At 39.6% G+C, this 24,813-nt stretch carries 28 protein-coding genes; 9 read left to right on the plus strand and 19 right to left on the minus strand.

The features are described from left to right. The first annotated feature begins 120 nt into the window (after positions 1–120). Positions 121–975: an ion transporter gene (locus AB3N04_RS03035; RefSeq protein WP_368504663.1), complete on the plus strand. Its 855-nt coding sequence runs from the start codon at positions 121–123 to the stop codon at positions 973–975. A 34-nt stretch (positions 976–1,009) separates the two neighbouring features. Here AB3N04_RS03035 and AB3N04_RS03040 read toward each other — a convergent pair whose 3' ends face one another. Then, on the minus strand, positions 1,010–2,380 hold the full coding sequence (locus AB3N04_RS03040) for an aspartate kinase (protein WP_368504664.1): 1,371 nt from the start codon (positions 2,378–2,380) through the stop codon (positions 1,010–1,012). Between the two features lie 302 nt (positions 2,381–2,682). Further along, positions 2,683–2,967: a hypothetical protein gene (locus AB3N04_RS03045; protein WP_368504665.1), complete on the minus strand. Its 285-nt coding sequence runs from the start codon at positions 2,965–2,967 to the stop codon at positions 2,683–2,685. A gap of 211 nt (positions 2,968–3,178) precedes the next feature. On the opposite strand from AB3N04_RS03045, the gene folE2 reads away from it, so the two are divergent. Further along, positions 3,179–4,069 carry a GTP cyclohydrolase FolE2 gene (gene folE2 / locus AB3N04_RS03050; protein WP_368504666.1) on the plus strand — a complete coding sequence of 297 codons (891 nt, stop codon included), beginning with the start codon at positions 3,179–3,181 and terminating at the stop codon, positions 4,067–4,069. Between the two features lie 36 nt (positions 4,070–4,105). Here the strand turns inward: folE2 and AB3N04_RS03055 are convergent, their stop codons facing one another. From AB3N04_RS03055 to cobA, 3 genes are read right to left on the minus strand one after another with little or no spacing between them, the layout of a single operon-like run. Then, complete coding sequence (locus AB3N04_RS03055) at positions 4,106–4,726, minus strand: NAD(P)-dependent oxidoreductase (protein WP_368504667.1); 621 nt, start codon at positions 4,724–4,726, stop codon at positions 4,106–4,108. Next, positions 4,726–5,559, minus strand: a complete 834-nt coding sequence (locus AB3N04_RS03060; RefSeq protein WP_368504668.1) for a sirohydrochlorin chelatase — start codon at positions 5,557–5,559, stop codon at positions 4,726–4,728. Before AB3N04_RS03060 ends, AB3N04_RS03055 begins: the two co-directional genes overlap by 1 nt. Continuing rightward, entirely contained in the window at positions 5,556–7,034 is a 1,479-nt protein-coding gene (cobA, locus tag AB3N04_RS03065; RefSeq protein ID WP_368504669.1) for a uroporphyrinogen-III C-methyltransferase, read from the minus strand. The genes AB3N04_RS03060 and cobA overlap by 4 nt, the downstream gene beginning before the upstream one ends. A 242-nt stretch (positions 7,035–7,276) precedes the next feature. Here cobA and AB3N04_RS03070 point away from each other — a divergent pair, with 242 nt between their 5' ends. The 4 genes from AB3N04_RS03070 to AB3N04_RS03085 all read left to right on the plus strand — a co-directional run bounded on the left by AB3N04_RS03070 (position 7,277) and on the right by AB3N04_RS03085 (position 10,859). After that, positions 7,277–7,579 (plus strand): MerR family transcriptional regulator, encoded by a 303-nt coding sequence (locus tag AB3N04_RS03070; protein WP_368504670.1) that lies wholly within the window; start codon positions 7,277–7,279, stop codon positions 7,577–7,579. A gap of 114 nt (positions 7,580–7,693) precedes the next feature. Beyond that, on the plus strand, positions 7,694–8,515 hold the full coding sequence (locus AB3N04_RS03075) for a divergent polysaccharide deacetylase family protein (protein WP_368504671.1): 822 nt from the start codon (positions 7,694–7,696) through the stop codon (positions 8,513–8,515). Beyond that, a complete protein-coding gene (locus tag AB3N04_RS03080; protein ID WP_368504672.1) occupies positions 8,515–9,084 on the plus strand; it encodes an N-acetyltransferase family protein in 570 nt (189 codons plus the stop codon). The genes AB3N04_RS03075 and AB3N04_RS03080 overlap by 1 nt, the downstream gene beginning before the upstream one ends. Further along, a complete protein-coding gene (locus tag AB3N04_RS03085) occupies positions 9,084–10,859 on the plus strand; it encodes a S8 family peptidase (protein WP_368504673.1) in 1,776 nt (591 codons plus the stop codon). Before AB3N04_RS03080 ends, AB3N04_RS03085 begins: the two co-directional genes overlap by 1 nt. Positions 10,860–10,902: 43 nt before the next feature. On the opposite strand, the gene AB3N04_RS03090 is transcribed toward AB3N04_RS03085, so the two are convergent. The 8 genes from AB3N04_RS03090 to AB3N04_RS03125 all read right to left on the minus strand — a co-directional run bounded on the left by AB3N04_RS03090 (position 10,903) and on the right by AB3N04_RS03125 (position 16,480). Beyond that, complete coding sequence (locus AB3N04_RS03090) at positions 10,903–11,103, minus strand: DUF3906 family protein (protein ID WP_368504675.1); 201 nt, start codon at positions 11,101–11,103, stop codon at positions 10,903–10,905. Between the two features lie 50 nt (positions 11,104–11,153). Beyond that, positions 11,154–11,759: an adenylyl-sulfate kinase gene (cysC, locus tag AB3N04_RS03095; RefSeq protein WP_368504676.1), complete on the minus strand. Its 606-nt coding sequence runs from the start codon at positions 11,757–11,759 to the stop codon at positions 11,154–11,156. A 77-nt stretch (positions 11,760–11,836) separates the two neighbouring features. Then, positions 11,837–12,913, minus strand: a complete 1,077-nt coding sequence (locus tag AB3N04_RS03100) for an anion permease (RefSeq protein WP_368504677.1) — start codon at positions 12,911–12,913, stop codon at positions 11,837–11,839. A gap of 96 nt (positions 12,914–13,009) precedes the next feature. Continuing rightward, complete coding sequence (gene sat / locus AB3N04_RS03105; protein ID WP_368504678.1) at positions 13,010–14,155, minus strand: sulfate adenylyltransferase; 1,146 nt, start codon at positions 14,153–14,155, stop codon at positions 13,010–13,012. A gap of 26 nt (positions 14,156–14,181) precedes the next feature. Then, complete coding sequence (locus tag AB3N04_RS03110) at positions 14,182–14,907, minus strand: phosphoadenylyl-sulfate reductase (protein WP_368504679.1); 726 nt, start codon at positions 14,905–14,907, stop codon at positions 14,182–14,184. Positions 14,908–14,995: 88 nt separating this feature from the next. Further along, a complete protein-coding gene (locus AB3N04_RS03115) occupies positions 14,996–15,139 on the minus strand; it encodes a YezD family protein (RefSeq protein ID WP_317120580.1) in 144 nt (47 codons plus the stop codon). Positions 15,140–15,361: 222 nt separating this feature from the next. After that, a complete protein-coding gene (locus AB3N04_RS03120; protein WP_368504680.1) occupies positions 15,362–16,132 on the minus strand; it encodes a DUF4097 family beta strand repeat-containing protein in 771 nt (256 codons plus the stop codon). Positions 16,133–16,228: 96 nt separating this feature from the next. Then, the gene (locus AB3N04_RS03125; RefSeq protein ID WP_368504681.1) at positions 16,229–16,480 is read right to left on the minus strand and encodes a hypothetical protein; all 252 of its coding nucleotides are present in this window, start codon (positions 16,478–16,480) and stop codon (positions 16,229–16,231) included. A 160-nt stretch (positions 16,481–16,640) separates the two neighbouring features. Between AB3N04_RS03125 and cbpB the strand changes: the two genes are divergently transcribed. Both cbpB and namA read left to right on the plus strand, forming a co-directional pair. Continuing rightward, positions 16,641–17,093 (plus strand): cyclic-di-AMP-binding protein CbpB, encoded by a 453-nt coding sequence (gene cbpB, locus AB3N04_RS03130; RefSeq protein ID WP_368504682.1) that lies wholly within the window; start codon positions 16,641–16,643, stop codon positions 17,091–17,093. A gap of 38 nt (positions 17,094–17,131) precedes the next feature. Then, positions 17,132–18,151: an NADPH dehydrogenase NamA gene (gene namA, locus AB3N04_RS03135; RefSeq protein WP_368504683.1), complete on the plus strand. Its 1,020-nt coding sequence runs from the start codon at positions 17,132–17,134 to the stop codon at positions 18,149–18,151. A gap of 25 nt (positions 18,152–18,176) precedes the next feature. Here the strand turns inward: namA and AB3N04_RS03140 are convergent, their stop codons facing one another. Then, a complete protein-coding gene (locus AB3N04_RS03140; protein ID WP_368504684.1) occupies positions 18,177–18,623 on the minus strand; it encodes a hypothetical protein in 447 nt (148 codons plus the stop codon). 95 nt (positions 18,624–18,718) lie between these two features. Between AB3N04_RS03140 and AB3N04_RS03145 the strand changes: the two genes are divergently transcribed. Continuing rightward, entirely contained in the window at positions 18,719–19,324 is a 606-nt protein-coding gene (locus AB3N04_RS03145; protein WP_368504685.1) for a lysostaphin resistance A-like protein, read from the plus strand. A gap of 35 nt (positions 19,325–19,359) precedes the next feature. Here AB3N04_RS03145 and AB3N04_RS03150 read toward each other — a convergent pair whose 3' ends face one another. From AB3N04_RS03150 to AB3N04_RS03170, 5 genes are all read right to left on the minus strand, one after another. Continuing rightward, positions 19,360–19,797, minus strand: a complete 438-nt coding sequence (locus AB3N04_RS03150) for a YaaR family protein (protein WP_368504686.1) — start codon at positions 19,795–19,797, stop codon at positions 19,360–19,362. Positions 19,798–19,905: 108 nt separating this feature from the next. After that, complete coding sequence (locus AB3N04_RS03155) at positions 19,906–21,309, minus strand: flagellin (RefSeq protein WP_368504687.1); 1,404 nt, start codon at positions 21,307–21,309, stop codon at positions 19,906–19,908. A gap of 15 nt (positions 21,310–21,324) precedes the next feature. Continuing rightward, on the minus strand, positions 21,325–21,750 hold the full coding sequence (gene fliS / locus AB3N04_RS03160) for a flagellar export chaperone FliS (RefSeq protein WP_368504688.1): 426 nt from the start codon (positions 21,748–21,750) through the stop codon (positions 21,325–21,327). A 64-nt stretch (positions 21,751–21,814) separates the two neighbouring features. After that, positions 21,815–22,114, minus strand: a complete 300-nt coding sequence (locus AB3N04_RS03165) for an EscU/YscU/HrcU family type III secretion system export apparatus switch protein (protein ID WP_368504689.1) — start codon at positions 22,112–22,114, stop codon at positions 21,815–21,817. Continuing rightward, complete coding sequence (locus tag AB3N04_RS03170; RefSeq protein ID WP_368504690.1) at positions 22,111–24,762, minus strand: hypothetical protein; 2,652 nt, start codon at positions 24,760–24,762, stop codon at positions 22,111–22,113. The genes AB3N04_RS03165 and AB3N04_RS03170 overlap by 4 nt, the downstream gene beginning before the upstream one ends. Between the last annotated feature and the right edge of the window lie 51 nt (positions 24,763–24,813).

The following is a 24,813-nucleotide window of genomic DNA, read 5'->3' on the forward strand; positions in this document are numbered from 1 at the left end:
CTTCCGGCCTCGAAATAATTTAACTCACTAGCTAATGAAATGCTTCCTTGTCTACTCTACTTACTTTCTAGTAGAATAGGAGAAGTGAATAGGAGAAATGAAGAAGGAGTTTCGAAGTTAATGGAGAACAAAAAAAAGCAACAATCAATACCCCCTTTTATAGCGGCCGTCCAACGTATTGTTTTTCATAAAGCATTTACACCAACCATCATCGCATTAATTTTAATCAATGCCATTATCGTTGGTCTTGAGACCTATCCTTCCTTATACGAGGGATATCGTGGTTGGTTTTATGCAGCTGATAAAGCATTGCTATGGATTTTTACTGTTGAGATTACGTTACGATTTATCGCGACACGTCCAACCAGAGAATTCTTTAAAAGTAGTTGGAACTGGTTTGATTTCTTAATTGTAGCAGCCGGGCATATATTTGCTGGTGCACATTTTGTCACAGTTTTACGGATTTTACGTGTACTTCGTGTTCTACGCGCTATTTCTGTTATCCCATCCTTACGCCGGTTAGTAGATGCTTTGTTAATGACTATACCTGCATTAGGAAACATTATGATCTTAATGAGCATCATCTTCTACATCTTCGCAGTCATTGGGACCATGTTATTTGCAGGAGTTGCTCCAGAGTACTTCGGTAATTTACAATTATCACTTCTTACTTTATTCCAAGTGGTGACACTCGAATCTTGGGCAAGTGGAGTTATGAGACCGATCTTTGCAGAAGTCTGGTGGTCATGGATTTACTTTGTAGCCTTTATTTTAGTTGGAACCTTTATCGTTTTTAACTTATTTATCGGGGTAATCGTAAATAATGTAGAGAAGGCAAACGAGGAAGAAGAATTATCAGATGAAATGAAAGCCGCAGCAGAAACGAAAGAAGAACTTGCATCTCTACGAAGTGAAGTCTCTGAAATGAAAGAGCTCATTAAACAGATGCATAAGCAGCAAACAAAAAAAGGATAAACAAAAGGAGCGTCTACAGACGCTCCTTTTACTATTATTGAACGACTTCTACAACAGCTCCAAAAAATTCTGCATAAAGCTCTCTAACAGCACGATCTGTGTCTTCTGCATGAATACCAATCACTAAACTAACTTCTGATGAACCTTGGTTAATCATCTCAATGTTTACATTTGCACGAGCTAATGCAGCCGTCAAACGCGCTGAGACCCCAACTGTATTATGCATACCTTCACCAACAATCATAATCATCGCAAAATCTTTTTCAATATAAACATCATCCGCAGCTAACTCTTCGGAAATTCGACTAACAATTCGCTCCTCAATGTCAGGAGTTAATTGACATTGACGTAAAATGACTGATGTGTCGTCAATACCAGATGGAATGTGCTCATAAGATAGACCTTCATCTTCAATAATTTGAAGTAAACGACGACCAAAACCTACTTCCCTATTCATTAAATATTTGCGAACGTAAATCGTTGAGAAGCCTTCATCAGCAGCAATCCCGATAACTGGATTCATAAAATATTCTCGCTCTGCAATAATCATCGTTCCTGACGAAGAGGGGTTATTTGTATTCTTCACACAAACCGGTATTCCTCTACGGAAAGCAGGGATAAGTGCTTCATCATGAAAGACTGAAAATCCTGCATACGATAACTCTCGCATTTCACGATAAGTCATTTTTTTTATTTTAACTGGCTCATGTACAACATTTGGATTTGCTGCAAACACTGAATCAACGTCGGTAAAGTTCTCATAGAGCTCAGCCTCTACTCCAGCCGCAACAATTGAACCTGTAATATCAGATCCTCCGCGCGGGAATGTAACGAGGGTTCCTTCTTTTGAATAACCAAAAAAGCCAGGGAATACAATGATTTCTTCTGTATTACGCAATTCTTTTAAATGGTCATAAGCTTCAGGCAATACTTGCGCATTACCAGGTTCATCACTTACTAATAAACCTGCATCTTTTGGATTTAAGTATTTCGCAGATAGGCCTAAGCTTTGTAGGTATGCTGCAATTAATTTTGCGTTATTATCTTCCCCACTTGCTTTAATAAGGTCCATAAATGAACCAGGACGACTCCGGTCAAATGTTAAGCGTTCGCGTAAATCAGCTTCGATTGTGGCGATAATACTACTATCTAACTCTAATCCTACTGCAATCGATTCATATCGTTCTATGACGGCTTTCAGTTCACTTTCTGCTGCTCCTAGCTCTAAATAAGTTTCTCCAAGTTGAATTAATAAGTCCGTAACCTTCGTGTCAGCACTATCTCTTTTACCAGGTGCCGAAACGACAACAATTTTACGATCATGGTCCTCAGACACAATGGCTGCTACTTTTTTGATTTGTTCTGCACTCGCTACAGAACTCCCCCCAAATTTAGCTACTTTCATCTTGTCACTCCAGCTCCTATCATCTCTCATATTCTCTGTTTATCTAATTATTTGAACATTCTAACTATATCACAATCAATCTTTTGGCGCAAAACGATTCTAGCGTTGATAGTACGCTTTCATTACGCTTATCTTAGCTCAAGCGACCTCACCCATCATGTTCACACAATTAACGCCAATCGTACAATATCTCTCCCATATGCTCGCACATCCAAAAGCTAAATATGAAAAAGGTGCATATTAAAAACACCTTTCCCTATATAAGACCCCCTACAATGGAAGTTGTAGGGGGTCTTAATCGATTATTGAAACCATGAAACTAATAATGACTTCCTTTCACCTTTTGTAGCCTCAGTCGTGCATGTGGATTCTGCTTCATATCCCAAATCGATTGCATAGCCATACGTGACTTCTTCAAGATGATTGGATAGATCCGCTTGGTCAAAGCACTCTGGTGCACTATAAACTTTCTTGGTGTGATCGACAATGACTCTTGCATCGCTTGGTTGAACGGTGGTCTGGATGCTTAACCCTAGTACAAGTAACACTAAAGCGATAATAATAAAAATTCCTGTTCCTTTTTTCAATCGTGCTCACTTCCTTGTCTACATTTCATTATGTAGTGTAATATGTAGTAGTCAGACGTGCAACCTTTACATCGTGTATAAGTTTTTTGTAATACGATTGAGCAAGTTGTTTTCTGCACATAGTGAAGTATGGTATGATAACTTCGTATTTCTTATGTAATTTTACTCTACTTAATGAATGATGTTAGAGGATAAATCAGGAGTGATAATCATGAATAGACAATTGCCACCAAAAGCTGAACGCCATCGTCATTTTGGCTCAGTTGAACCGATCGAAGGTTTGAAACCAAAAGAAAAAGATAAAATGCCCGATCTTCAAAATAAACCTGATGACTATTACTTCCCTATCCAAAAAGTTGGAATTTCTAAAGTCAAATATCCAGTGATGATTGAATCGGCTCTAGCTCCTACTACACAAACAACAACAGCAGAATTTGCGATGACAACGAGTCTAGATGCAGAGTTTAAGGGGATCAACATGAGTCGCCTAACAGAGCAACTTCATTTATTTTTCCAGACACATCTGCTTTCTATTGAAACTCTACGTGAGTTTTCAGCTATCTTAGCTCGAGAAATGAAGCAGAAAGCATCAAATGTTACCGTCACGTTCCCATGGTTCTTCACCAAAACAAGTCCTTCTATGAATAAGGAAGGGATGGCTCACGCGGATGTAACGTTCGATGTAAGCTTTAATGAAGAATCAGGATACACATCAAAAATCACACTAGTAGCTGCTGTAACGACGCTCTGCCCGTGCTCTAAAGAAATCAGTGAGTACAGCGCTCATAATCAACGAGGCTTTGTTACAATGTCAGCTATTGTAGATGACCATGCTGATGTGGACTGGAAACAAGCCCTTCTAGAAGCTGCTGAAAGTAATGCCAGTTCGATTCTTTACCCGGTATTAAAACGTCCAGATGAAAAAGCTGTTACAGAACACGCATATGAAAATCCACGCTTTGTCGAAGACTTAGTGCGTCTTGTGGCCAGTGATTTATATGAAAATGAAGCGATTCGAGCATTTGAAATTGAATGCAGAAATGAAGAATCTATTCATCAACATGATGCCATTGCACAGTTATCTTTTTCAAAAGAAAAGTAAGATACAAACAAGCCAGATCCCACAAGTGGATCTGGCTTATTTTGAGTGTTGTATTTGCTGAAGCAATAGTAGAAAGCGGTCATCACAGTCTTCCTGCTTTAACCACTCGTCATTAGCAATTTGAATAAGCAATTGTCGCTTCTCACTTGGAAGTAAAGTCGACTCTTTAACTTGCTGACGAGCACGCTTTAAAAAATCCACCTTCTTTTCTACATTATGAGGTAAGCGCTCTAAGAACTGCTTCATTAGGTGCTTCGCATACGTGGGACTTGCACTATTTGTTGAAAGGGCGATCGACAAGTCGCCTTTCGCCGTTGATAGTGGGAACTGTATATCACTTTTCTTAGCGTCTGACGCAAGATAGATCCATTGTCTTTCCAATCGGTTATGATAAAGTGATTCATTTAACAAGGGATCATCGGTTGTGAGCATTAACAAGTCACAAGAGAATGATTCATGAGGTTCAACAACTCTCCTCTCAATTAATATGTCCCCCTTCTCTTCATAATGAGCAATGGTATCTGTAATCGATGGAGCAATGACTGTAATCTTTGCCCCTTCCTGTATGCATTTCAATAGGTGTCTTGTAGCGACTTGTCCCCCACCGATAAAGACTATGTTCCTTCCTTTAAGTTGAAGCATCATATGTATCGTCATTAAGATGATACTCGCTTTTCTTCAGCTGCAAGTCGGTACTGACACATGTCACAATTAACTAAAACTGCTTCATTCAACACTTCTTCAACTCTTCTTATTAATACTTCCTTCATATCATCATCAAATCCTAAGTATGAGCACAATATAGACTCAATACCCGTTTTTGCCGACCATTGATCGAGTTTCTTTTGCAACCCTTTCATTAAGACCCCTGTAAATAATAAATAGGGAAGCACATACACTTTTTTATATGGGAAACGAGTAATCCTTTCAAGCCCTTGGTCCACAGTAGGCCTTGTTGCAGCAATATAGCATACTTCAGCATCGGCAATTGGCGCCTCTTCCCATAGCAGACGCGAGATCTTCATTAAATCACTATTAGCATCAGGATCACTACTACCTCTGCCAACAACTAATACCATTGCCTCCTCGCGTTCTTCTTCCTCTGGCCGAGCAGTGATCATTGGTAAGCCTTTTTGCTCTAACCTTTTTTTCAATATGGAAATCAACGTTGCTTCTACCCCAAATGGACGTCCATAGACAAAATGAACATGTGGATACCGTTTTTTAGCCTCATCAATTTCACGTGGAATGTCGAGCTTCGCATGATTAGCCGTTAATAGTAATACTGGAACCACCGCAATCTGAGTGGCTCCTTTTTCAATACAGGCGGTGATTCCCTCGGCTATCGAAGGATCGGCCAACTCGATGAAAGCATGCTCTTGAATAGGGATTTCTTTAAAATATACTTTAACGGACTCAATAAACGAAATAAGTTCTTGATTGCCTGCCTGTACTCGACTGCCGTGTCCTACATACAGAATCGCATTCATCTTCTTATCACCTCTTGATTTCTAAAGAGTTTTAGTTGCTCTATTAATGCCTTTTTTGACGGGGTGTCTAGGGTAGCATTTACCTTATAACCAGCTTCAACTGCTGCTTTTTTTGAAGTTGGACCAAAGCATATCACCGTTCTTTCTTTGCTCATTTCTTCTGGAGTCCAACCTAATGATAGAAAGCTCTTTGTCACCGTTTTTACGGACTCTGCACTCGGGAAAACAATTGTCTTCAAACGTCCTTCTTCATTTAATCGTTCACATGTGCGTTCACATGATGTAATGAGCGTCTCTCGATGACTTACAAGGAAATCATGTTTGCCATATGTTTCAGTAAGCTCGATCTCCTTCTTACTCCATTGCTCTTCACCAATAATTAAGAAATTGACACGTTCATTTCGTTCTTCAAGATTGGAAACATTGCATCCATGCTGTTCTACAGCTTCTTGTGACTTTTTTGAACGGACATAAAAGCGAGCACGACAATTTCTGAGATCTATTCTTTCATCTCTTAGCCATTTAAAAAAAGCTGAAACACTTTCTGGTTGTAAAAAAAGAATATCTTCATACTTCGTTACATCTAAGGCGGGACTATCAACTTTTTCTGTTGAATAACGAGGAAACTCAAACACTTCTGCTCCCTCCGTAGTTAGTTCCTTTGCTATTGCACTTGGGTGAGAGCTTGTCCGTGCAAATAACAACTGCTCTCCAAATAAGGATTTACGTTCAAACCAACTTGGCTGCGTGCGTAAGGAGGCAACATCTCCGACTAAAGTGATAGCTGGGTTCGTTAATGTTGACTGACGTACTCGATCGGCAATCGTTTCTAACGTACCTTCAACCGTTTGTTGTCCCCCAAGTGTACCCCATTGAATAAGCACAACTGGTGTATGGAGTGGCTTTCCATGACGTACTAACTGACTCGAAATATAATCAAGGTTTTTTACACCCATATAAAAAGCGATCGTGTCAATACCAGTAGCTAACGCCTTCCAATCAATTAATGGCTGACCGTCTTCTGACTTATCATGACCTGTCACTACCGCAAAAGAAGCCCCGTGCTCTCTATGGGTAACAGGAATCCCTGCATACGTTGCAGCTCCTATGCCGGCTGTGATTCCAGGAATGATTTCATAAGGAACACCAGCTTCATCAAGGGCATTCGCTTCTTCTCCAACACGACCAAATACACTAGGGTCTCCCCCTTTAAGTCGCACAACCACTTTCCCTTGTTTTCCATATTCAATAAGCTTCTCATTAATCGCCTCTTGTCTTACAATATGACGTTTAGGTAATTTACCGCAATAAATGTGCTCACACTCTGGCTTTGTCCATTCAAGCAATAAAGGATTGATTAAACGGTCATACAAAATGACATCTGCCCTCTCCAAACATTCTTTCGCCTTTATTGTTAAAAGGCCTAAATCACCAGGTCCTGCACCGACTAAGTAGACATAGCCCCCCAGACTCATATGCTCATCTCCTTATGTAAAGCCATATTTTATTCCGAGTTATTTGATATGTTTTATAAAGTATATAATAAAATTTAAAGAGAGTGCAACGACTATTTCATTTTCATTCCCTAGAAGTAAGTATTGAATTTAATTTGTAAGATAATCTAACAAACGCAGTCACACAAGCAAGCTCAATGTGATATAGTATGAAAAAAGGTCAGAACATTCTAACTTCACAGTGATTGGTGGGAAGGCATGTCATGTCTTATAAAGATAAAAAAGTAATAACTATTGGGGTTGTGAGTGAACTAACAGGTTTAAGCGAGAGAAAAATACGTTATTATGAAGAGAGAAAATTAATTTATCCAGATCGATCAAAAGGTGGAACTAGAAAATACTCATTTGTCGATGTTGAAAAATTAATCGATATTGCAAACAAAATGGAAGATGGAATGCAAACATTCGAAATTAGAAAACAAGAACAAAAGCTAATGAAAAAGCAGGAAGTACGCGAAAAGATGTTACGAGGGCAGCTTAATGCAGCCTTCAACATTCGAAAATAAGCTCATGTTTGGCTAAAAGCCTGACATGAGTTTTTTTGTTGTAAATTCGTTCATAGAAATTCTCGACGAATGGAACACTATTATCAAAGTACAACTTAGAAAGGAGCTTCATCCATGATCAAACCTACAATTCCTCTAATCCTTAGCATAATTGCTACAATCCTTCTCCCCTCCCCCTCAATTGCCGCGTCTGAAGATTGGAAAAAAGTTGCGATTGTGATTGATGACTTTGGTGGAGATGTTAAAGGAGTAGACTCTTTTTTAAAAGGAGATATTCCTATTACCGTGGCCGTTATGCCTTTTTTAGAATATTCGACTGAACAAGCTGAACAAGCCCACCATGCTGGATTAGAAGTCATTATTCACATGCCGCTAGAGCCTAAGAAAGGTAAAGCTTCATGGTTAGGTCCAAAAGGAATTACAAGCGACCTATCGGATGCTGAGGTTCGTAGTCGTGTAGAAGAAGCGATTGAAGATGTCCCTCATGCAGTTGGTCTCAATAACCATATGGGAAGCAAAATCGTTGAGGACGAACGTATTATGAACGTAATCTTAGATGTTGTAAGAGAACACGGTCTGTATGTCATTGATAGTGGAACCAGCAATAAATCCGTTATTTCAAAGCTTGCAGAATTGAAAAACATTCCCCATTCCACCCGTGATGTGTTCTTAGACGATACGCTTTCCTCAAGGCAGCATGTCTTCAAGCAAATGCAAGTCTTGCAAAAAGTAGCATCAAACGACGGAAATGCAATTGGTATTGGTCATGTAGGTATTAAAGGCGACGAAACAGCAGCAGGTATTCTTTCTTCTTTACGTGAATTCGAGAAAAACAAGATTAAAATCGTTCCAGCATCTCACATTATTGATACTGAAATCGACCAAGATCCTACTCACTTTTGGACTCCAACAACACGAGGAAAGGAGGATAAATAATGACTGTTACACTAGAGCCCTTAATTATGACCTTTACGGCAAAAGACGATACAGTCGTCACGTTACGTCCAGTTCAAAAAAGTGATGCGTACGACATTATAACGTCTGTTGCCTCCATCATTAAAGATGGTACTTACATTCAAAAAGAACGTCCTCGTACATTTGATGAAGAGCATCAATTTATTGAAGAGATGAAAGCTAATGACAATATGTACATTGTTGTCGAAGTAGATGGTGTCGCTAGAGGAATTGCCAGGGTTGTCCGTGGTGAGTTAGAAATGAAAAAACATACTGGCATCTTTCGCACCTGGTTGCACGAAGATGCCCAAGGCAAAGGGATAGGTAAAAAAGTTATGGAGTATACCTTTGAGTGGTGCAGAATCCATCACCTTCATAAGTTATGTCTTACCGTATTCGCATCAAATGACGTAGCGATAACTTTATATGAAAAGTATGGATTTGTGACTGAAGGCACCCAAAAGGAACAAGCCTTTTTAAACGGGCAGTATGACGATGAAATCTTTATGGCCTATTTCTTTGAAAATGCACAAAAAAAGGAGCAATTATAATGTGGAGAATGGCAAAAACTGTGGCAATTGTAGCTGTAGTAGGTCTTGCATTAGCTATGATTGGACGAGCATTAATTGATGATAACCAATACGCAATACAACAAAAAGAAATCCCTAAAAAACTCGAAACGAATGCCATGGATCAACTAATGGCGGAGGATTTAGCCCTAACAACCTCGATGTTTTTAAAACAATTATCTGCTCAACTTCAACGATGGGCAGATGCCGATCTATCTGACGTCGAAATACAAAATCGGTTTGAAGAGGAAGTATCAGAACACGCTCACTTCAACGGATTTGCTCTTCTACACAATGATCAGCCAGATGTAACCGTTGGGGATATGTCGGTATCTAACCCAAATTTAATAACTCACCACCATATGAGCTCAGAGTTTTCAGATCCGTATCAAGTTGACGGTAAAATGTATATGTTGATGGGCGAAGAGACTAAAGGTGGACAAAAGATTTTAGGTGAGATTGATTTATCATTTGTGAAAGCGTTTATTCGAAACACTGCAGCAGTTGCAGATGCAAGCGGTAACTTCTTTGTCTCAGGTGATAATCCTAATATTGATTGGAAAACCACAGCAGACCTCCCTGAGTCGATACGCTCAGTAACAGTACCTGAACTCGGTTGGCAAATTGCAGTTCAATCAGAACAACCGGAAAAAGAAAAACTAACGTATGTAGAGCATCAAGCGGTCATTAAATTTAAACGACCTCAATCTAACCTTACGTGGTTTGATGAGCACCCAGACTTAGATGTTGTTAGACAAAATGATCCATTTTATGTTGTAGAAAATGACAAAGAATCAACGGAAACACTAATTAAGAGGTTGCAACGTGATTACGACCTTGCTTTTGTTGAACCAAACTATGTGTTCTCCCAAACTGGCACGACTGCATTATCAACTGTACCGAATGACGAGTTCTTTGCTCCTTACCAATGGAATCTTGAGCAAATAGAAATGAGTGAAGGCTGGAACCTATCAGGTGGAGATAATGTGACGATTGCCATTTTAGATACAGGGGTAGATCCAGATCACCAAGATCTTAAGGACAAATTACTTACAGGATTCAATGCTTTTGACGACTCATCTGACCACTCAGACGCTCATGGTCATGGGACACATGTTGCCGGAGTTGCTGCAGCACTTACGAACAACGTGACGGGAATTGCAGGTGTCTCTTGGAATAGTAACATCCTGCCTGTCAAAGTGTTGAATGATAACGGAGAAGGTTCGTCCTATGAAGTCGCAAAAGGAATATATTGGGCTGTAGATAACGGTGCAGATGTGATTAACATGAGCTTAGGTGATTATTATCATGCTGATGTACTACAAGACGCAGTTCGTTACGCTTATGAGAATGATGTCGTACTCATCGCCGCTTCTGGAAATGATAATGTTCAAGATCCTATGTATCCAGCGCAATATGAGGAAGTATTAACCGTTGCCGCAGTAGATGACTCGAGAAACCGAGCTTTCTTCTCGAACTATGGTCAACATATTGATGTAGCAGCACCAGGAGCTCATATTCCGAGCTTATTTCCAAATAATCAGTATACCGTAATGTCTGGTACATCAATGGCTGCACCGCACGTAGCTGGTCTAGCTGGCCTCGTACGCGCGATGCGACCTGACTTATCGGTTGAGCAAGTATATGAAGTCATTCGTAATTCAGCTAGGGATCTCGGAACAGAAGGACATGACGAATATTATGGTCATGGTGAAATTGATGTTGCAGGTACTCTTCAATCATTAGCAGGCAATTAACAAAAAACACGGTAAGCATCCAAGCTCGCTTACCGTGTTTTTACTATTTAGAGATAACAAACCCCGTCGCTTTATGGATTGCTTTTCGCTCTAATAAAGTAACTTCATTGATCTCTGGTAATTTCAAATAATGCTTCTCTACTTCTATTTCAGCCACTCTAAATGCTTCTTCTTCACTTTGGGCAATGACAACGACTTGAACAGTTGTTTCGGTCGTCTCTACTTTCAAATGATACAGTAGCATTAAGCAACACTTAAGATTTCATCAAGAGCTTAACCAGTCTTGCCTACCTCCTACAAGATATTGCGAGTTGATAAATACGTGATGATTTCATCAACTGACTCTTCTACAGAAAGTCGGCCCGTATCAATTGTCAATTCAGCTTGATCAGGTTCTTCATATGGAGAACTAATCCCTGTAAATTCTGGAATCTCACCAGTACGAGCTTTTTTGTATAGCCCTTTCGGATCACGCTCTTCACATGTTTCAAGAGGAGCCTGAACATAAATTTCAATAAATTCACCATCAGCTACAAGATGACGAACCTTGTCTCGATCTTCTTTAAAAGGAGAAATAAATGCAGTACAGACAATAGAACCAGCATCTACAAACAGCTTCGCTACCTCCCCAATTCGTCTAATATTTTCTTTTCGATCCTCATCACTAAAGCCTAATCCCCTATTCAAACCATGACGTACATTATCTCCATCTAGGATATAGCTACTTAAACCTCGCTTAAATAGTTCCTGTTCGAGTGCATTTGCTAAAGTTGATTTCCCTGCACCAGATAGACCAGTAAACCAAAGGATCGCACTACGATGTCCATTCCTTTGTTGCCGTTGTTCCTTGGTAATTGCAACTTCATGCCAAACAATATTTTTCGTTTCTTGATTAGACATTCTCCCACCATCCTATATTAATTTGATAGATTTACTATGTTTTTTAAAAAAGAAAGGTCTGTCAATCATATATTCTGTTAAATCCCGCCACCTTCATCATACGTAGTACGTCGTTCTTCTCTCGTTGAAATATAAAGGCTAATGGAACCTATTGTGGCTAAGAATACACTGACTATAACAAAAAATGTATAATAATCAGCCTGTCTAAATAGCAGGATCAATCCATAACTCATCACTAGAGAAAAAACAGGTGAGACAACCCACACTTTCACAATCTGCTTCAAAATACTTTTTTGCCATAATTTAAATCCACTTTTAGCTGTTCCGATTCCAACTATCGCTCCTGTCGTTACTTGTGTTAATGGCACCGGTAACCCAAATATCGAAGCGACAATTACTAGTCCTCCACCTGTAATGGAGACCGTACTACCTTGTAATAAAGAGAGACGAGTAATCTTTTTCCCATTCGTTTCAAGAACCTTCCCTCCTAAAAGAATGGCTCCTAATGCGACAAATGCACCTCCGTATAGTAGCGCTGATGTCACATCAATCAACCCTGCACCAACAAGTGGTCCTACTGCATTGGCAACATTATTCATTCCTGCTGCAAAGGCTTCAAGACACCCACAAATAATAAGGAGGAGAACAAGTGGTTTACGCCACTTCCCTTTCCCTGTTAAATGAGGCCACTTCTCTTCCACCCTCTTCACGATATGACCTGAAGCAAAAGCCATGATAAAGGCGACGATCGGAACAATTACCCAGAATGAAACGATAATGATTAACCGATCAAAGTAGAGTGCTTGATAAGCAATACCAGCTCCAACAATAGCTCCTACTACAACCTCACTCGTTGATAATGGAATACCAATTAAATTCGCAATAAATAAAGTTAAACATGCTGAAGCCAAAATAATAATAACCAGTTCAACATCAACAATATTAGCTGGGATGATGCCGCTTCCGATCGTTCGGACGACTTCGCCACCAGCCAATGCCCCCAAGAAGGCAAAGAGCCCGACAAGAATCATTGCTATGCGTTTATTGGGTACTGCTCCACTTCCATAAGCCGGCCCCATCGCGGCAGCTGTGCCACTTGCTCCAATATTCATTGCGAAGAAAAAAGCAATACTAAATGCTACAATCGTCAGCATTTCTGCTCACCTACTTTCCTATTTCATATCACACAAAGCAGGATTGTCTGATCGTTCACTCAGACAACGACGACTGCTCAAATCAAAACGTATCGATTAAGCATGAACTTGTTTTTGCATGCCTTTAATTAAAACCTCTACAACTTCTTTGCGACTAAACTCAGGAGGAGGCGTGATTCCATTGCTTAACATTTCTCTCACTTTTGTTCCTGATAGAATCATATGATCTTCTTTTCCATGAGGGCATGTTTTGGTGGAAGCCATATTTCCGCACGCTTTGCAATAAAAGCTATGCTCGAAAAATAAAGGCGTAATTCCCAACTCATCTTCTGTGAAATGATTGAATATCAACTGAGCATCGTACGTGCCATAGTAATCCCCAACACCCGCATGATCACGCCCTACAATAAAGTGCGTACATCCATAGTTTTTACGAACTAAAGCATGGAAGACGGCTTCTCTAGGTCCTGCATAACGCATCGCCGCTGGAAAGACTGCTAGAAACACACGATCTTTCGGGTAATATTTTTCTAATAGCACTTCATAACTTTCCATTCGAACATCTGCTGGAATATCATCAGATTTGGTATCTCCAACTAAAGGATTTAAAAATAATCCGTCTACAATTTCGAGCGCCGTTTTTTGGATATATTCGTGTGCACGATGCACAGGGTTACGTGTTTGGAAACCGACTACACGTTTCCAACCAAGATCATCAAATGTCGCTCGTGTATCTTTAGGATCCAGATGATAGGATTGAAAGCGACCACGCTCAACTCGTTTCACTAATGTAATCGGTCCTGCAATGTAAATAGACGGCCGGTCAAGAAGCTTTTTTACACCTGGGTGGTTAAGGTCGGTTGTTTGGTACACATTCTGCGCTTCAACTTCTTTATTAGGTTCATAGATTTCACTAACACCTATTGTTCCGTAGACTTCACCTTCAAATGTTAATTTGACAGGCTCTCCGATGGACAATTCATCCGCAACTTCTGGGGTTACTGGAAGTGTGATCGGGATACTCCAAACTGTGCCGTCCTTTAATCTCATCTCATTAACAACTGATTGATAATCTCCACTTCCTAAGAAACCTGTTAATGGACTGAAAGCTCCAATCCCAATTAGTTCTAAATCTGATAAAGCAAAAGAATCTAACTCAATTTCTTTAGTAATGGAATCAAGTTCGATATTTGGTTCAAAACGGTTAATAAGTGTTCCTCCGTGTGGGGTAATCGTTGACATAGCTTATTCCTCCTTGATTTATCAGGTTATTTTTTGGGTTGATTGTTAAGATGCAATCCACATTCTGTTTTCTGTGTTCCTGCCCACCTGCCACTACGAGGATCTTCTCCTGGCAATACAGCTTTTGTACAGTATTCACAGCCAATACTCGGAAAATTCTGATCATGAAGGGCATTATAAGACAATTGATGTAACTTAATGTACATCCAGATTTCTTCTTCCGTCCAATGAATCAACGGGCAAACTTTTATCGATTTAAAACGATCGTCTCGATTAATGAATTGTGTATTCGCACGAGTGGGTGACTGTTCTCTTCTTAGCCCTGATATCCATGCTCGATGTTTACTTAAAACACCTTCTAATGGGGTTAATTTTCTAATTTGACAACATAGGTCGGAGTTAGTTTTCCATAGGGCTTCCCCATATTCATTTGCTTGCTCAATTGGTGTTAATGATGGTTTGATTAATTCTATCTGAAGCTCAGGATACCTATTCTTCACCTTTTCAATCAGTTCATAGGTTTCTTTAAAATGAAAATCTGTATCTAAGAAGATGATTTTTGCATCTTTTTTCACCTTACTAATAAGATCAATTAACACCATCCCCTCCGCTCCAAAGCTACAGGAATAAACTAGCTCTTCACCAAATGTAGCAAATGCCCACTTTAATACATCTAGGCTATCTTTTTGATTTAGCTGCTCGTTCCATCCTTTATAATCTGCATCTTCTAATGTTTGATAAGAAATTGACAAGTTGAGTCCCTCCCTGTGCAACAAAAAAGCGACATTCAAAAAGAGAGAATCTCTTTGAATGCCGCCTCTAGTTTGTCTAGTCAGCTGCTCATTTTAATCGTTGTTTTTCATTTTTCTCAAGTTGAATGATTTTTCCATCTTGCACCACAATCGTGACAGATCCATATTTCAAATCCTTTAACATTTCTTGTAAACGATCGCTAAGGAGTTGCCATTCTGAGTGTCTATCCATATTGACCTCCTCTTCCTACCTAGGAGAACTTTAATTCCTTGTATTTTGATATGAATTATTAGTTTAATAGTATTCTATCCATCATTCTCCAAATTGTCAACGCTCGATCGAACTTTTTTGAAAAAATAGGCTTATCTATTTTTTCATACATACAAAAAAACTGCATCTCCAATTGTTAGTGGTGTCTAACAATTGAGATGCAGTTCATGTTTACAGCTTTGTCTAAGGTGTGATGACTTCACCTGTTATATCTCCTAGCTCAAGCTTTCCTCCGCGAGCCTCTAAAATGGTCACATCTCCATCTACCGCTAAAACTTCAACATCACCGCTCCCACTTCGTAAAGTGATATTTCCGCTATGATCATGAATACCGATATCACCAGAACCTGCCATAAGTGTAATATCTCCAGTCGATTCTTGAATGGTCGTAGCCCCTGAATTGATGTTAAGTTGCAACGTTCCATGTATTCTCTCAAATGTAGCCTTTCCAGCTCCGTCTGTTAACCTTACATCACCCGTTACATCCATAATTCTAAGGGCGCCAGAACCATGTTGAATCTCTAAGTCACTTTGAAGGTTGGAAACGATTAATCCCCCTTCATTTTGACGATAATGTATTGGATAATTTGAAGGTATCCGAATATCAAGGTGGATATTGGCCTGTTCTTTTTCAGAACCTCTCCGAATAGAAGTAACAAGCTTCGCTACCTCTCCCTCACTCTCAAGTGAAATGGATGTATTCGACTGATAGAAAGTCTCTGCTTCTTCTAATTCTTCACCAAGTACCTCATATCTGACATCGACAATAATCTCTTCTAGTCCCTCTTCACCAGTAATCGTCACTTCACCCTCATCATGCATCACTTCCAATGAACCATGACCCTCCACTGGAAGAGTAAATGTTTCTTCTTCTACAAATGTGACTAGATTACAGCCCGTTAACACAACAGCCGCCACTATGCCTACCAATACCTTATTAACTATGTGCGTCATTTTTAATTAATCGCTCCATTCTATCTAATACCACTCCATCTAGTGTAGCCCAATCATAGCTATAAGTCATTAGAAGGCGCCCAATAGTTAGGAAGTTCACGATTTGTTCAAGATTTTTGGGAAAGCTAATACTTGTGCCGGCCTTTGATTAATAAAATTCTCTTCAATTTTATATCCTTCTTTTTCACGTTTTTGAAATGTACTCTTTGAAATCGGTCTTGGTGTCGACCAACTTAATGATTGAATGTTATTCCAAGAATCATGTGTGATCAACTCACTTTTATAGAAATACTGGTTCCCAGAAGGATAGGTTTTACAGATGTATTTTACCGTTTGTTTTGAATGCATGAGACCACACCTTTTTTACTGAATAGTGTAGCCATATCAATGGTTTTCCATACTTTTTTAAGCAATAAAAAAGTGCTGTTTCGTTGACAATATTCCATTCCCACTAGTAGGATAGAAGTGTTGTGATGTTTTCCAAATCCTAGATAAAGAAGTGATTAAGATGATCCAGCATTTAAAAAATAAGCCTCTGTCAGATGAAGAGATTTTCGACATGCTTATTCCTAGTGAAAAAGTAGCTCACGTTCAACTTGCAAACCCACTAGAGCACGCTCTCCTTGTTCTAATTAAATCAGGTTACACTGCGATCCCTGTACTTGATCCTTCCTTTAAACTACATGGATTAATAAGTAAATCTTTAATTTTAGATTCGTTACTTGGACTTGAACAAATTGAAATGGATCGATTAGCGGAGAAAAATGTTGGTGATGTAATGGAGCAGAATGTGCCGACCATTTACATCCATGAGACATTTGCTAAAGCGTTAACACTCGTGATTAACCATCCGTTCATCTGTGTTCTAGATAAGGAACAATCTTTTATCGCTCTTTTAACTAGAAGGTCGATCCTGGCTTTAGTAAGTAAATATTTACATCAAGTAGAAGCAAGTAGTTAATTTCTTGCATACACCTGACACTAAAGGAGACGATACAATTGAGACGAATGCTTTTTAGCCCTTATACTATAAAAAATGTAACGATTAAAAATCGAATTGTGATGTCACCGATGTGTATGTACTCTAGTGACACAAAAGATGGCCTTACAAGGCCTTTCCACCTTGCTCATTATGAAGCGAGATCAATCGGACAAGTTGGACTGGTGATGATTGAAGCTACTGCAGTAGATCCACAAGGTCGTATTTCTGAGCAGGATCTTGGTATTTGGGATGATGACCATATCGAGGGATTAGAGAAGGTCGTTTCACGCATTCAAGCACACGGTGCCAAAGCTGCTATTCAACTCGCTCACGCTGGGCGTAAAGCAATGGTTGATGGTGACATTTTTGCCCCATCAGCGATTGCTTTCCAAGAAGATATGCGTACTCCAAACGAAATGACACAAACGAAGATTGAAGAGACGATTGAAGCCTTTAAAAATGGAGCTATCCGTGCCAAAAAAGCGGGGTTTGATGTCATTGAATTACACGGTGCTCATGGTTATTTAATCAATGAGTTTCTCTCACCATTAACAAATAAGCGTAAAGATGAGTATGGAGGGGATCTTAAAGGTCGCTACACGTTCCTTCGTAAAATCATCGACGTAGTGAAAAGCGTATGGGATGGTCCGTTATTGGTTCGCTTGTCCGCAGCCGAATATGCAGAAGGTGGGAACACGCTAGAGGACTTTGTTCAACTAGGACAATGGTTAAAAGAGCAAGGAATTGATTTAATTGATTGCAGTTCGGGGGCTGTTGTTCCAGCGAAGATCCCTGTATATCCAGGTTATCAAGTCAAATATGCTGAAACGATTCGAAGAGAAGCTGATATTCCTACAGGTGCAGTCGGAATGATTACTTCTGGCCTTCAAGCTGAAGAAATTTTGCGGAATGAACGCGCTGACCTTATCTTTATTGGCCGTGAATTATTGCGTAACCCTTATTGGGCTCGCCAAGCAGCCCTTGAATTAAACACCGAGATTGAAGCTCCAACTCCTTATAAACGAGGCTGGAATTAAGCCAAGAAGCCCGCGTGATATTTTATCACTCGGGCTTCTTCTCTGATAGAAAATGCAATTGGACGGCTTTTTCACGACCAGTAAACATTTTCTTAAGTGCTGTTTTTAAAATAATTGAAGGCAAAGTAGATTGTATTTCTACTGTATCCTTCATAAGCGTATGATTGGGTAGGCTTACAAAAGCATGTTTATGACGCCAAGAGTGAATTGAAAAAGGAACCTTTACCCCTACATCGATAAAATACTCGAGCGGTTTTACCTCTTCGATATAGGAGTGCCAATTGGCTTTGATCGGACCTACACCGATTTTCATTTGGATGGTATTTCCTTCACTTGTTAAAGGGTTAGAATGGAGGGTAATGGTTGGAAAATCGGTTATTTTAACAAGGTTTTCCGCGGTGGAAAAAAAAGACCACACCTCTTCAAGTGAAGCTTCTATTTTCGTTTCGTAGGTAAACAAGTAAGTATTCATCGTGATCACCCCTTGATTGGTATTTATTTAGTATAATCAGAAGAACAGATTCAAACAACTAGCTAGTTTCATCGCTTCGAAAGGACGTTTTTATCGTGCGCAATGTTCAAACCACAGTAGTTGGATATGTATTAGCTGTATTCCTACTCTTTATGAGTTTTTCATGGCAACCGTTTGATTTTTGGATACTATTTCCTGTATCGCTCTTTATTTTAACAATCTATGCTTGGGTTACTACTAAAATGGATATTTTTACACCTACTACAGGCGGGATCTTACTTGGCGTTGGGAGCGGGATTGGTCTTTACGTACTATTCGCATGCGGAAAATGGTTCATCGAGGCATCTGGACTCCCATTGATGGATCAACTTCAATCTCTATATACCTTAGTCCAACCGACAGCTCCCCTTCACTATGTTTGGTTGTTTTTAATTATCATCCCTGGTGAAGAATGGTTTTGGCGAGGCTTCCTCGTAAAACGTCTGCTTGTTAAACACACACCATTAAAAGCAGTTTTTATTGGAACTGGCTTGTATGCCCTCGCTCATGTATTTGCCGGAAGTATTCTACTCGTCTTAGCTGCCTTGATTGCTGGTTTTGTATGGGCTTGGATTTATGTTAAAACAAGGAACCTTTGGGTCGCGATCCTTTCCCATTTAGTGTTTGACTTGTTTTTATTACTGCTATTTCCACTCTTATAAATGAAGAAAAGACCTGTGGCAGACACAGGTCTTCTTTAAGCGTAAATATTAACGAGCAATCCTTTAATTTCCCCAACCACATCCAGGATTTGAAGCCCTTTTTTCTCTTTTTCAAGGACGGCATTTGTTAAATCGAGCAGTTTACGATCAACCTCTTGCACAATTTTATAGATTTTTGTCCGGCCCCTCCGGTTAAAACCTCTACGTTCTTCAAGGCTCAAGCCAAATTGAACAGCATCTTCCATAAATTCTTTGACAAGCTGTTTGTATTTTCGTAACTCTTCAACTGTACGCGTTTCAGAAAGCACTCTGCCTTGGTCATCGATTTTGTGCATTAGTTGTGATAATTTTTCATACGCTTTGTCATCTCGCTGCTTTCCCATCACTTCATGAAATGAGACTTTAGCAGTCGGTTCTTGTTTCTTCGGTTCAACCTTCCCAAGCCCAGTCCGAGCAATTCGTTGAACATCCATGCACTCACACCCTTACGATATTCTTGTCACTAGTGTAGCACAGCTTCCTTATGTGAGGATAAGAAAAAGCGAAAAGACAGTTGTCTCCTCGCACTTTCAATATTGTACCTATTGAAGTAATTGTAGTACACCTTGTGGCAATTGATTAGCTTGAGCAAGCATTGCTGTTGCAGATTGATTTAAAATATTATTACGAGTAAATTCCGTCATCTCAAGGGCCATATCGGCATCACGAATACGAGACTCCGAAGCTGTCAAGTTCTCATGAGTTACTTGAAGGTTATTGATCGTGTGTTCCATACGGTTTTGAACTGCCCCGAGCTTTGCACGTGCATCAGAAAGCTTATTGATCGCTTGATCTAATTGGAAGATTGCTTGACTTGCTGCTTCATTTGATAACACATCAATACCCTCAATACCTAACGTCACAATATCCATACGAGGAATATCAATCATTACATTTTGATTTGTATTAGGCCCAATTTGGAAGGAAAGAGCGTTATTAGTGATGTTAAAATCAAGAGTATTATTTACTAGATTAGATTTGAATTGATACTCAATACCACCATGTTTAAATAATCCATTGTTTGAAGTCAATGTTCGTTCTGCTTGAATCTCTACAGGGACGGTAGTATCAGTATTATCATTGAGTGCTACTTTGGCTTCTACTTCCATTTTCACTTTTACAGTACCAGCAGAACTTATTTTAGAAGCATCTATAGATATCCCAAAGAGGTCTTCATTTGTGGCTGAAGCACTATCACCTATACTTACCACTTTACTACCGAGAGATAAACCATTTGGATCTAAGATTTCAATTTTTGCATCTTCACTATCTGTATTCACTTCACGTATCATAATCGTGTATTCACCTAGTAACATTCCTGGTTCCTCACCAAGAGCCTTTGTAAAAGTCACATCCTTTGCTTCATCAGAACCTAACCCAGCTGCCTTTTGTGTGAAAGTGTATTTGGCTGTAGCATCACTGATTTTAACTTGATAGTCTCCAGACTTTAAGTTTGCATCAGTGACTTTTGGAAATCCAACCAAATTAATACTATTTGCATTATTCTCATACGTCGTCAATACTGCACTAAAACCATTTAAAAGCTTGCGTGTATTAAACTCGGTCTTCTCAGAAATCGAATCAATTTCAGATTTTAACTGATCGATTTCTTTTTGGATTTGCTCACGGTCATATTCTGTATTTGTGTCATTCGCTGCTTGAACAGCTAATTCACGCATACGTTGAAGCATCGTATGTACTTCTTGCATGGCTCCTTCAGATGTTTGCATTAAGGAAATGCCGTCCATTGCATTACGCTCTGCCATTTTCAAACCACGAATCTGTGAACGCATTTTCTCAGAAATAGCTAGACCAGCTGCATCATCGGCTGCACGGTTAATACGTAGACCTGATGATAGCTTCTCTAAGTTTTTTGAAGTTTGGAATTGATTTTGATAGAGATTACGGTAAGAATTTAGGGCTTGGATATTATTGTTAATTTTCATTTTGGATAGGCTCCTTTAATCTTGGTAAATAGCAGTGGACTCGTAAGCATTTGCCTTTTGCTTCATCATTTTTGGCTGTGAATCTTTTCTGGATTTCATCGCTTCATTCCATGAAGACATGAGAGCCTCTAAAATGGTGATAGCTTCTTGAATGATGTTTCTATCTTTTCTTATATTAGCTTCTACTAATTGATCAGCGAGATAGTTATATACTTGATCAAGCTGGTCAGCAATAATGCCAGCTTCATAATTAATTCCAGCACCTAGTCGATGTACAATATCACTAGCTTTTTTTAATTTTTCATTCGCTTCTGTAAACTCTTTTTGATCAATCAACGCCATAGCATCTTCTAAATTCGTTAAGCATGCCTCATATAATAGGGCAGTTAGCTCCTGAGGAGATTTTTGATGTAAGGCTTCATTCGTTAGGAAAGTGGTCAAACCTTTCCACCTCCGTCTATATTTTCTATTCACATTAGTATTATCGGTTGTTGTCGAACGTTGTTTAATAGTTTTTCTCCATATCTTCAATCAAAAGCAAAATCTCTGCCATAACCGAGTATAGTTGTGGCGGAATATTATCTCCAAGATCCATATCCAGTAAATTTGAAACAAGGGTAGCATCTTCTTGCATGTGAATGTCATTTTTTTTAGCGAGCTCAATGATTTGATTGGCAAGCTGACCTTTCCCATGTGCAACTACTTTTGGCGCCCCGCCTTCTTCTTTATCATAACGAATTACTGCGGCAGTCGGACCATTTTGGACACGCCTTTTCGTCTGATTAAAATGTTTTTGTACGATCATATTTTATAATCAAACCCTTCCTCGGTGAAAATTGGATTTATCTTTTTAGACTGGGTTTCTTCCCTTCCAGCTTTTTCTACTATTTCATGATTCAATTTTGTATAATTTATTCCTTTAATCGAGTAGCCGATTTCCATTAATTTATCTATAGCTTTATCGACTAGAGGAGCCATACGATTAGGGAATGTTTCGTCATCATTTTTTAAAGTGACAGATAATTGGCGATCAGCTGCTGAGATTGATATACCGACCTCGCCCATCTTAGGTGTTTCCATTAAAAAAAAGATACTACAATTCTCCCAATCAACTTTCTCTCCTTCATTGCGAGAGTTTACATATACTTGGAGGTTCTCTACTTTATTTTCTAATAGCATTGGGAGAGTAAAAAACAAACTTTGCATATTGGCTTGTTGATCTGACCTACTTAATAACTGTTGTCCAGTCACATTGTTTAGAGCTTGATTTGCAAGTTGACTCGTTCTTGTTCCCTCTTCTTCCCCTCGTGCTAATTGCATTAAAGCAGACTTCAAATTTCTCTCACTAGATTCCTGCTGTTGTTCACGTCCTGATGCTAAAAATTGAGCAATTTCGCTATCACGATTAAGTCCCATCCCACGGACCATCTCAAACATAGCACGTGGTGACCCTTTTTGAATCGGTGTTCGAACCGTCTCTGAAAATTGTTGTGGCAGGGATGTAGAAGGTAGACGCCCTTCTTGTCCAGCTCTTTCATTTATGGCAACATAATGCTTTACTTTCGTTTCAGATGGTTTGAAATTCAAACGTTCCATTAATTGAGTAACTTCACGAACGATTTGGTTGGCCTGTTGGTGTTGCCCTTTTGCCAATAATTTCTTAGCTTCGGCTAACTGCCCGCTTGCTTGCATGAGGCTGCGTTCTGTTTTCATATCAGTTAACAGCATCATTTCCGAACGAAGAATGGCAGTGTCTAGTTTTTTGATGGTTGTTTCAAGCAAGGGCTTTGCAATAGGTTGTGCATGGTTTTTAAATTGCTCAATTTGATGTAAGACTTGGTCTAGCGTTCTTGTTATCTCTCTTTGAAATTGCTTGAAATCTGCAGTTGCTTCGGCAAGCTTCTGAGTAACGCTGGTAACTGCAATATTTTTACTGGCTACTTCCATACTTGTCTGGAATTGCTCATTTTGAATATAGGTTTGGCTTTCCACAGTTTGTCTAATTGGAGCCGGCTCTAGTTGGCGAGCTACCTCTTCTGTTTGCTGTAATACTTGACTCACAAGCTGTCTTGCAGCAAGCTCTCTCCCCTTATCTGCTCGTTCACTGGCCTGATTAAGTTTATCTTGAATGGATGATTTGGTGTCCTCAAGTAACTTAGGATGCTGTATAAGATTAGACTCTATTTGTTGGATGACCTTTTGGACATTCGGTTCTTTTTGAAGCGTATTAATTACTTTAGACACCTCATCCGATAAGGTTTGCTGCTGGTTATTTCTAACTCTTCCGATTTTTACTTCCGACACCACTGTAGTAGGTTCAGCACTAAATTGCTGTTCCCCTCTTATTAAAGCCTGCATCATTTGCTCTCTACCAACTTGAGATAGTTGACTTACCTGAGTTAATACTCGTTCAAACGTTTGTTTTTGCAGATTTGAAAAATGAGTCTTCTGTTCAGCGAGCTGCCCTCTTACTTCATTCACCACTCTCTCGATCGATGGTTCTTTTTGAAGGATTGCTTGCATATTGCGTGACAATTGCCTCTCACTATTGGTTGAGGCTTGAATTTCTATTTGTCTTATCGCTTCGGTTAGTCTCTCTCTTCCTACTTTATCAAGATGAAGGGCTTCACTTGTCGCTCTCTCTATAAGTTGTGAAACTTCTCGTGACATCGCTGGTTGATTAGCTACGTTTGTTCGCAGCTCTTCGGCTGCCTTTTGAATAGAAGGTTCCCTTTGAACGAAATTACGAATGTCCATTAGTTGGTCTCTGTTGATTTTCGAAGTGTTATTGCCTTCTTGTCTAATCCCCCTACCATTCCGGGTGCTTTCTGAAGGTTCCGCTCTATCTACTTTCTCACGAGATTCTATTTTGAAATTAGGATCTACTTCTTTTGCGAGATCGTTCAATACATAAGTCAACGGTCTCCCGTGCAAGGCTTCATGGACACTTTTTAGGTGGGTGGATGTCACTTCTAATCGTTTATTTGCTAAAGCCTTAACTGTGTCAAGACGATGAGTGTCTACATTTCCACTGCCTAAAAATCGTTGTAGGTCTTGCACCCCCTCTCTTGTCAGAGGGACTCCTTTATCCATTAATGTTTGAGCAGCTTGTCTTAGGACAGGAGAAGTGGGATCCCCGCCTAATTGTCTCAGAGTGTTCGTCATCGCATCTCTTAGTTGGTTAGTAGTTGCAGCTTTGCCATTACGCGGTTCTTCACTGACTGTTCTCACCCTGATAACATCATCTTTTATTTGATCAATTTGAATGGTCATACGATCGCTCTCAGGCATCTTCCCTTCAAACTTTGCGACGACCTCCCTGCCCCTTATATGTAAAACAGCTTCCTGATTATCTCGTCTTTCTTTCATTACTGCGTTATAAACATCACCTTCACGTAACGGTACCGACCGCTCTGGTTGACTCTGAGTTTGATTTAGGTGATTGACTTGCATACGTTCACACTCCCGATCATCTTTGGTCTTATTCTTATTATCGGCATTCGT

This window comes from Alkalihalophilus sp. As8PL (genome assembly GCF_040939795.1).
Taxonomy (GTDB): Bacteria; Bacillota; Bacilli; order Bacillales; family Bacillaceae_D; genus Alkalihalophilus; species Alkalihalophilus lindianensis.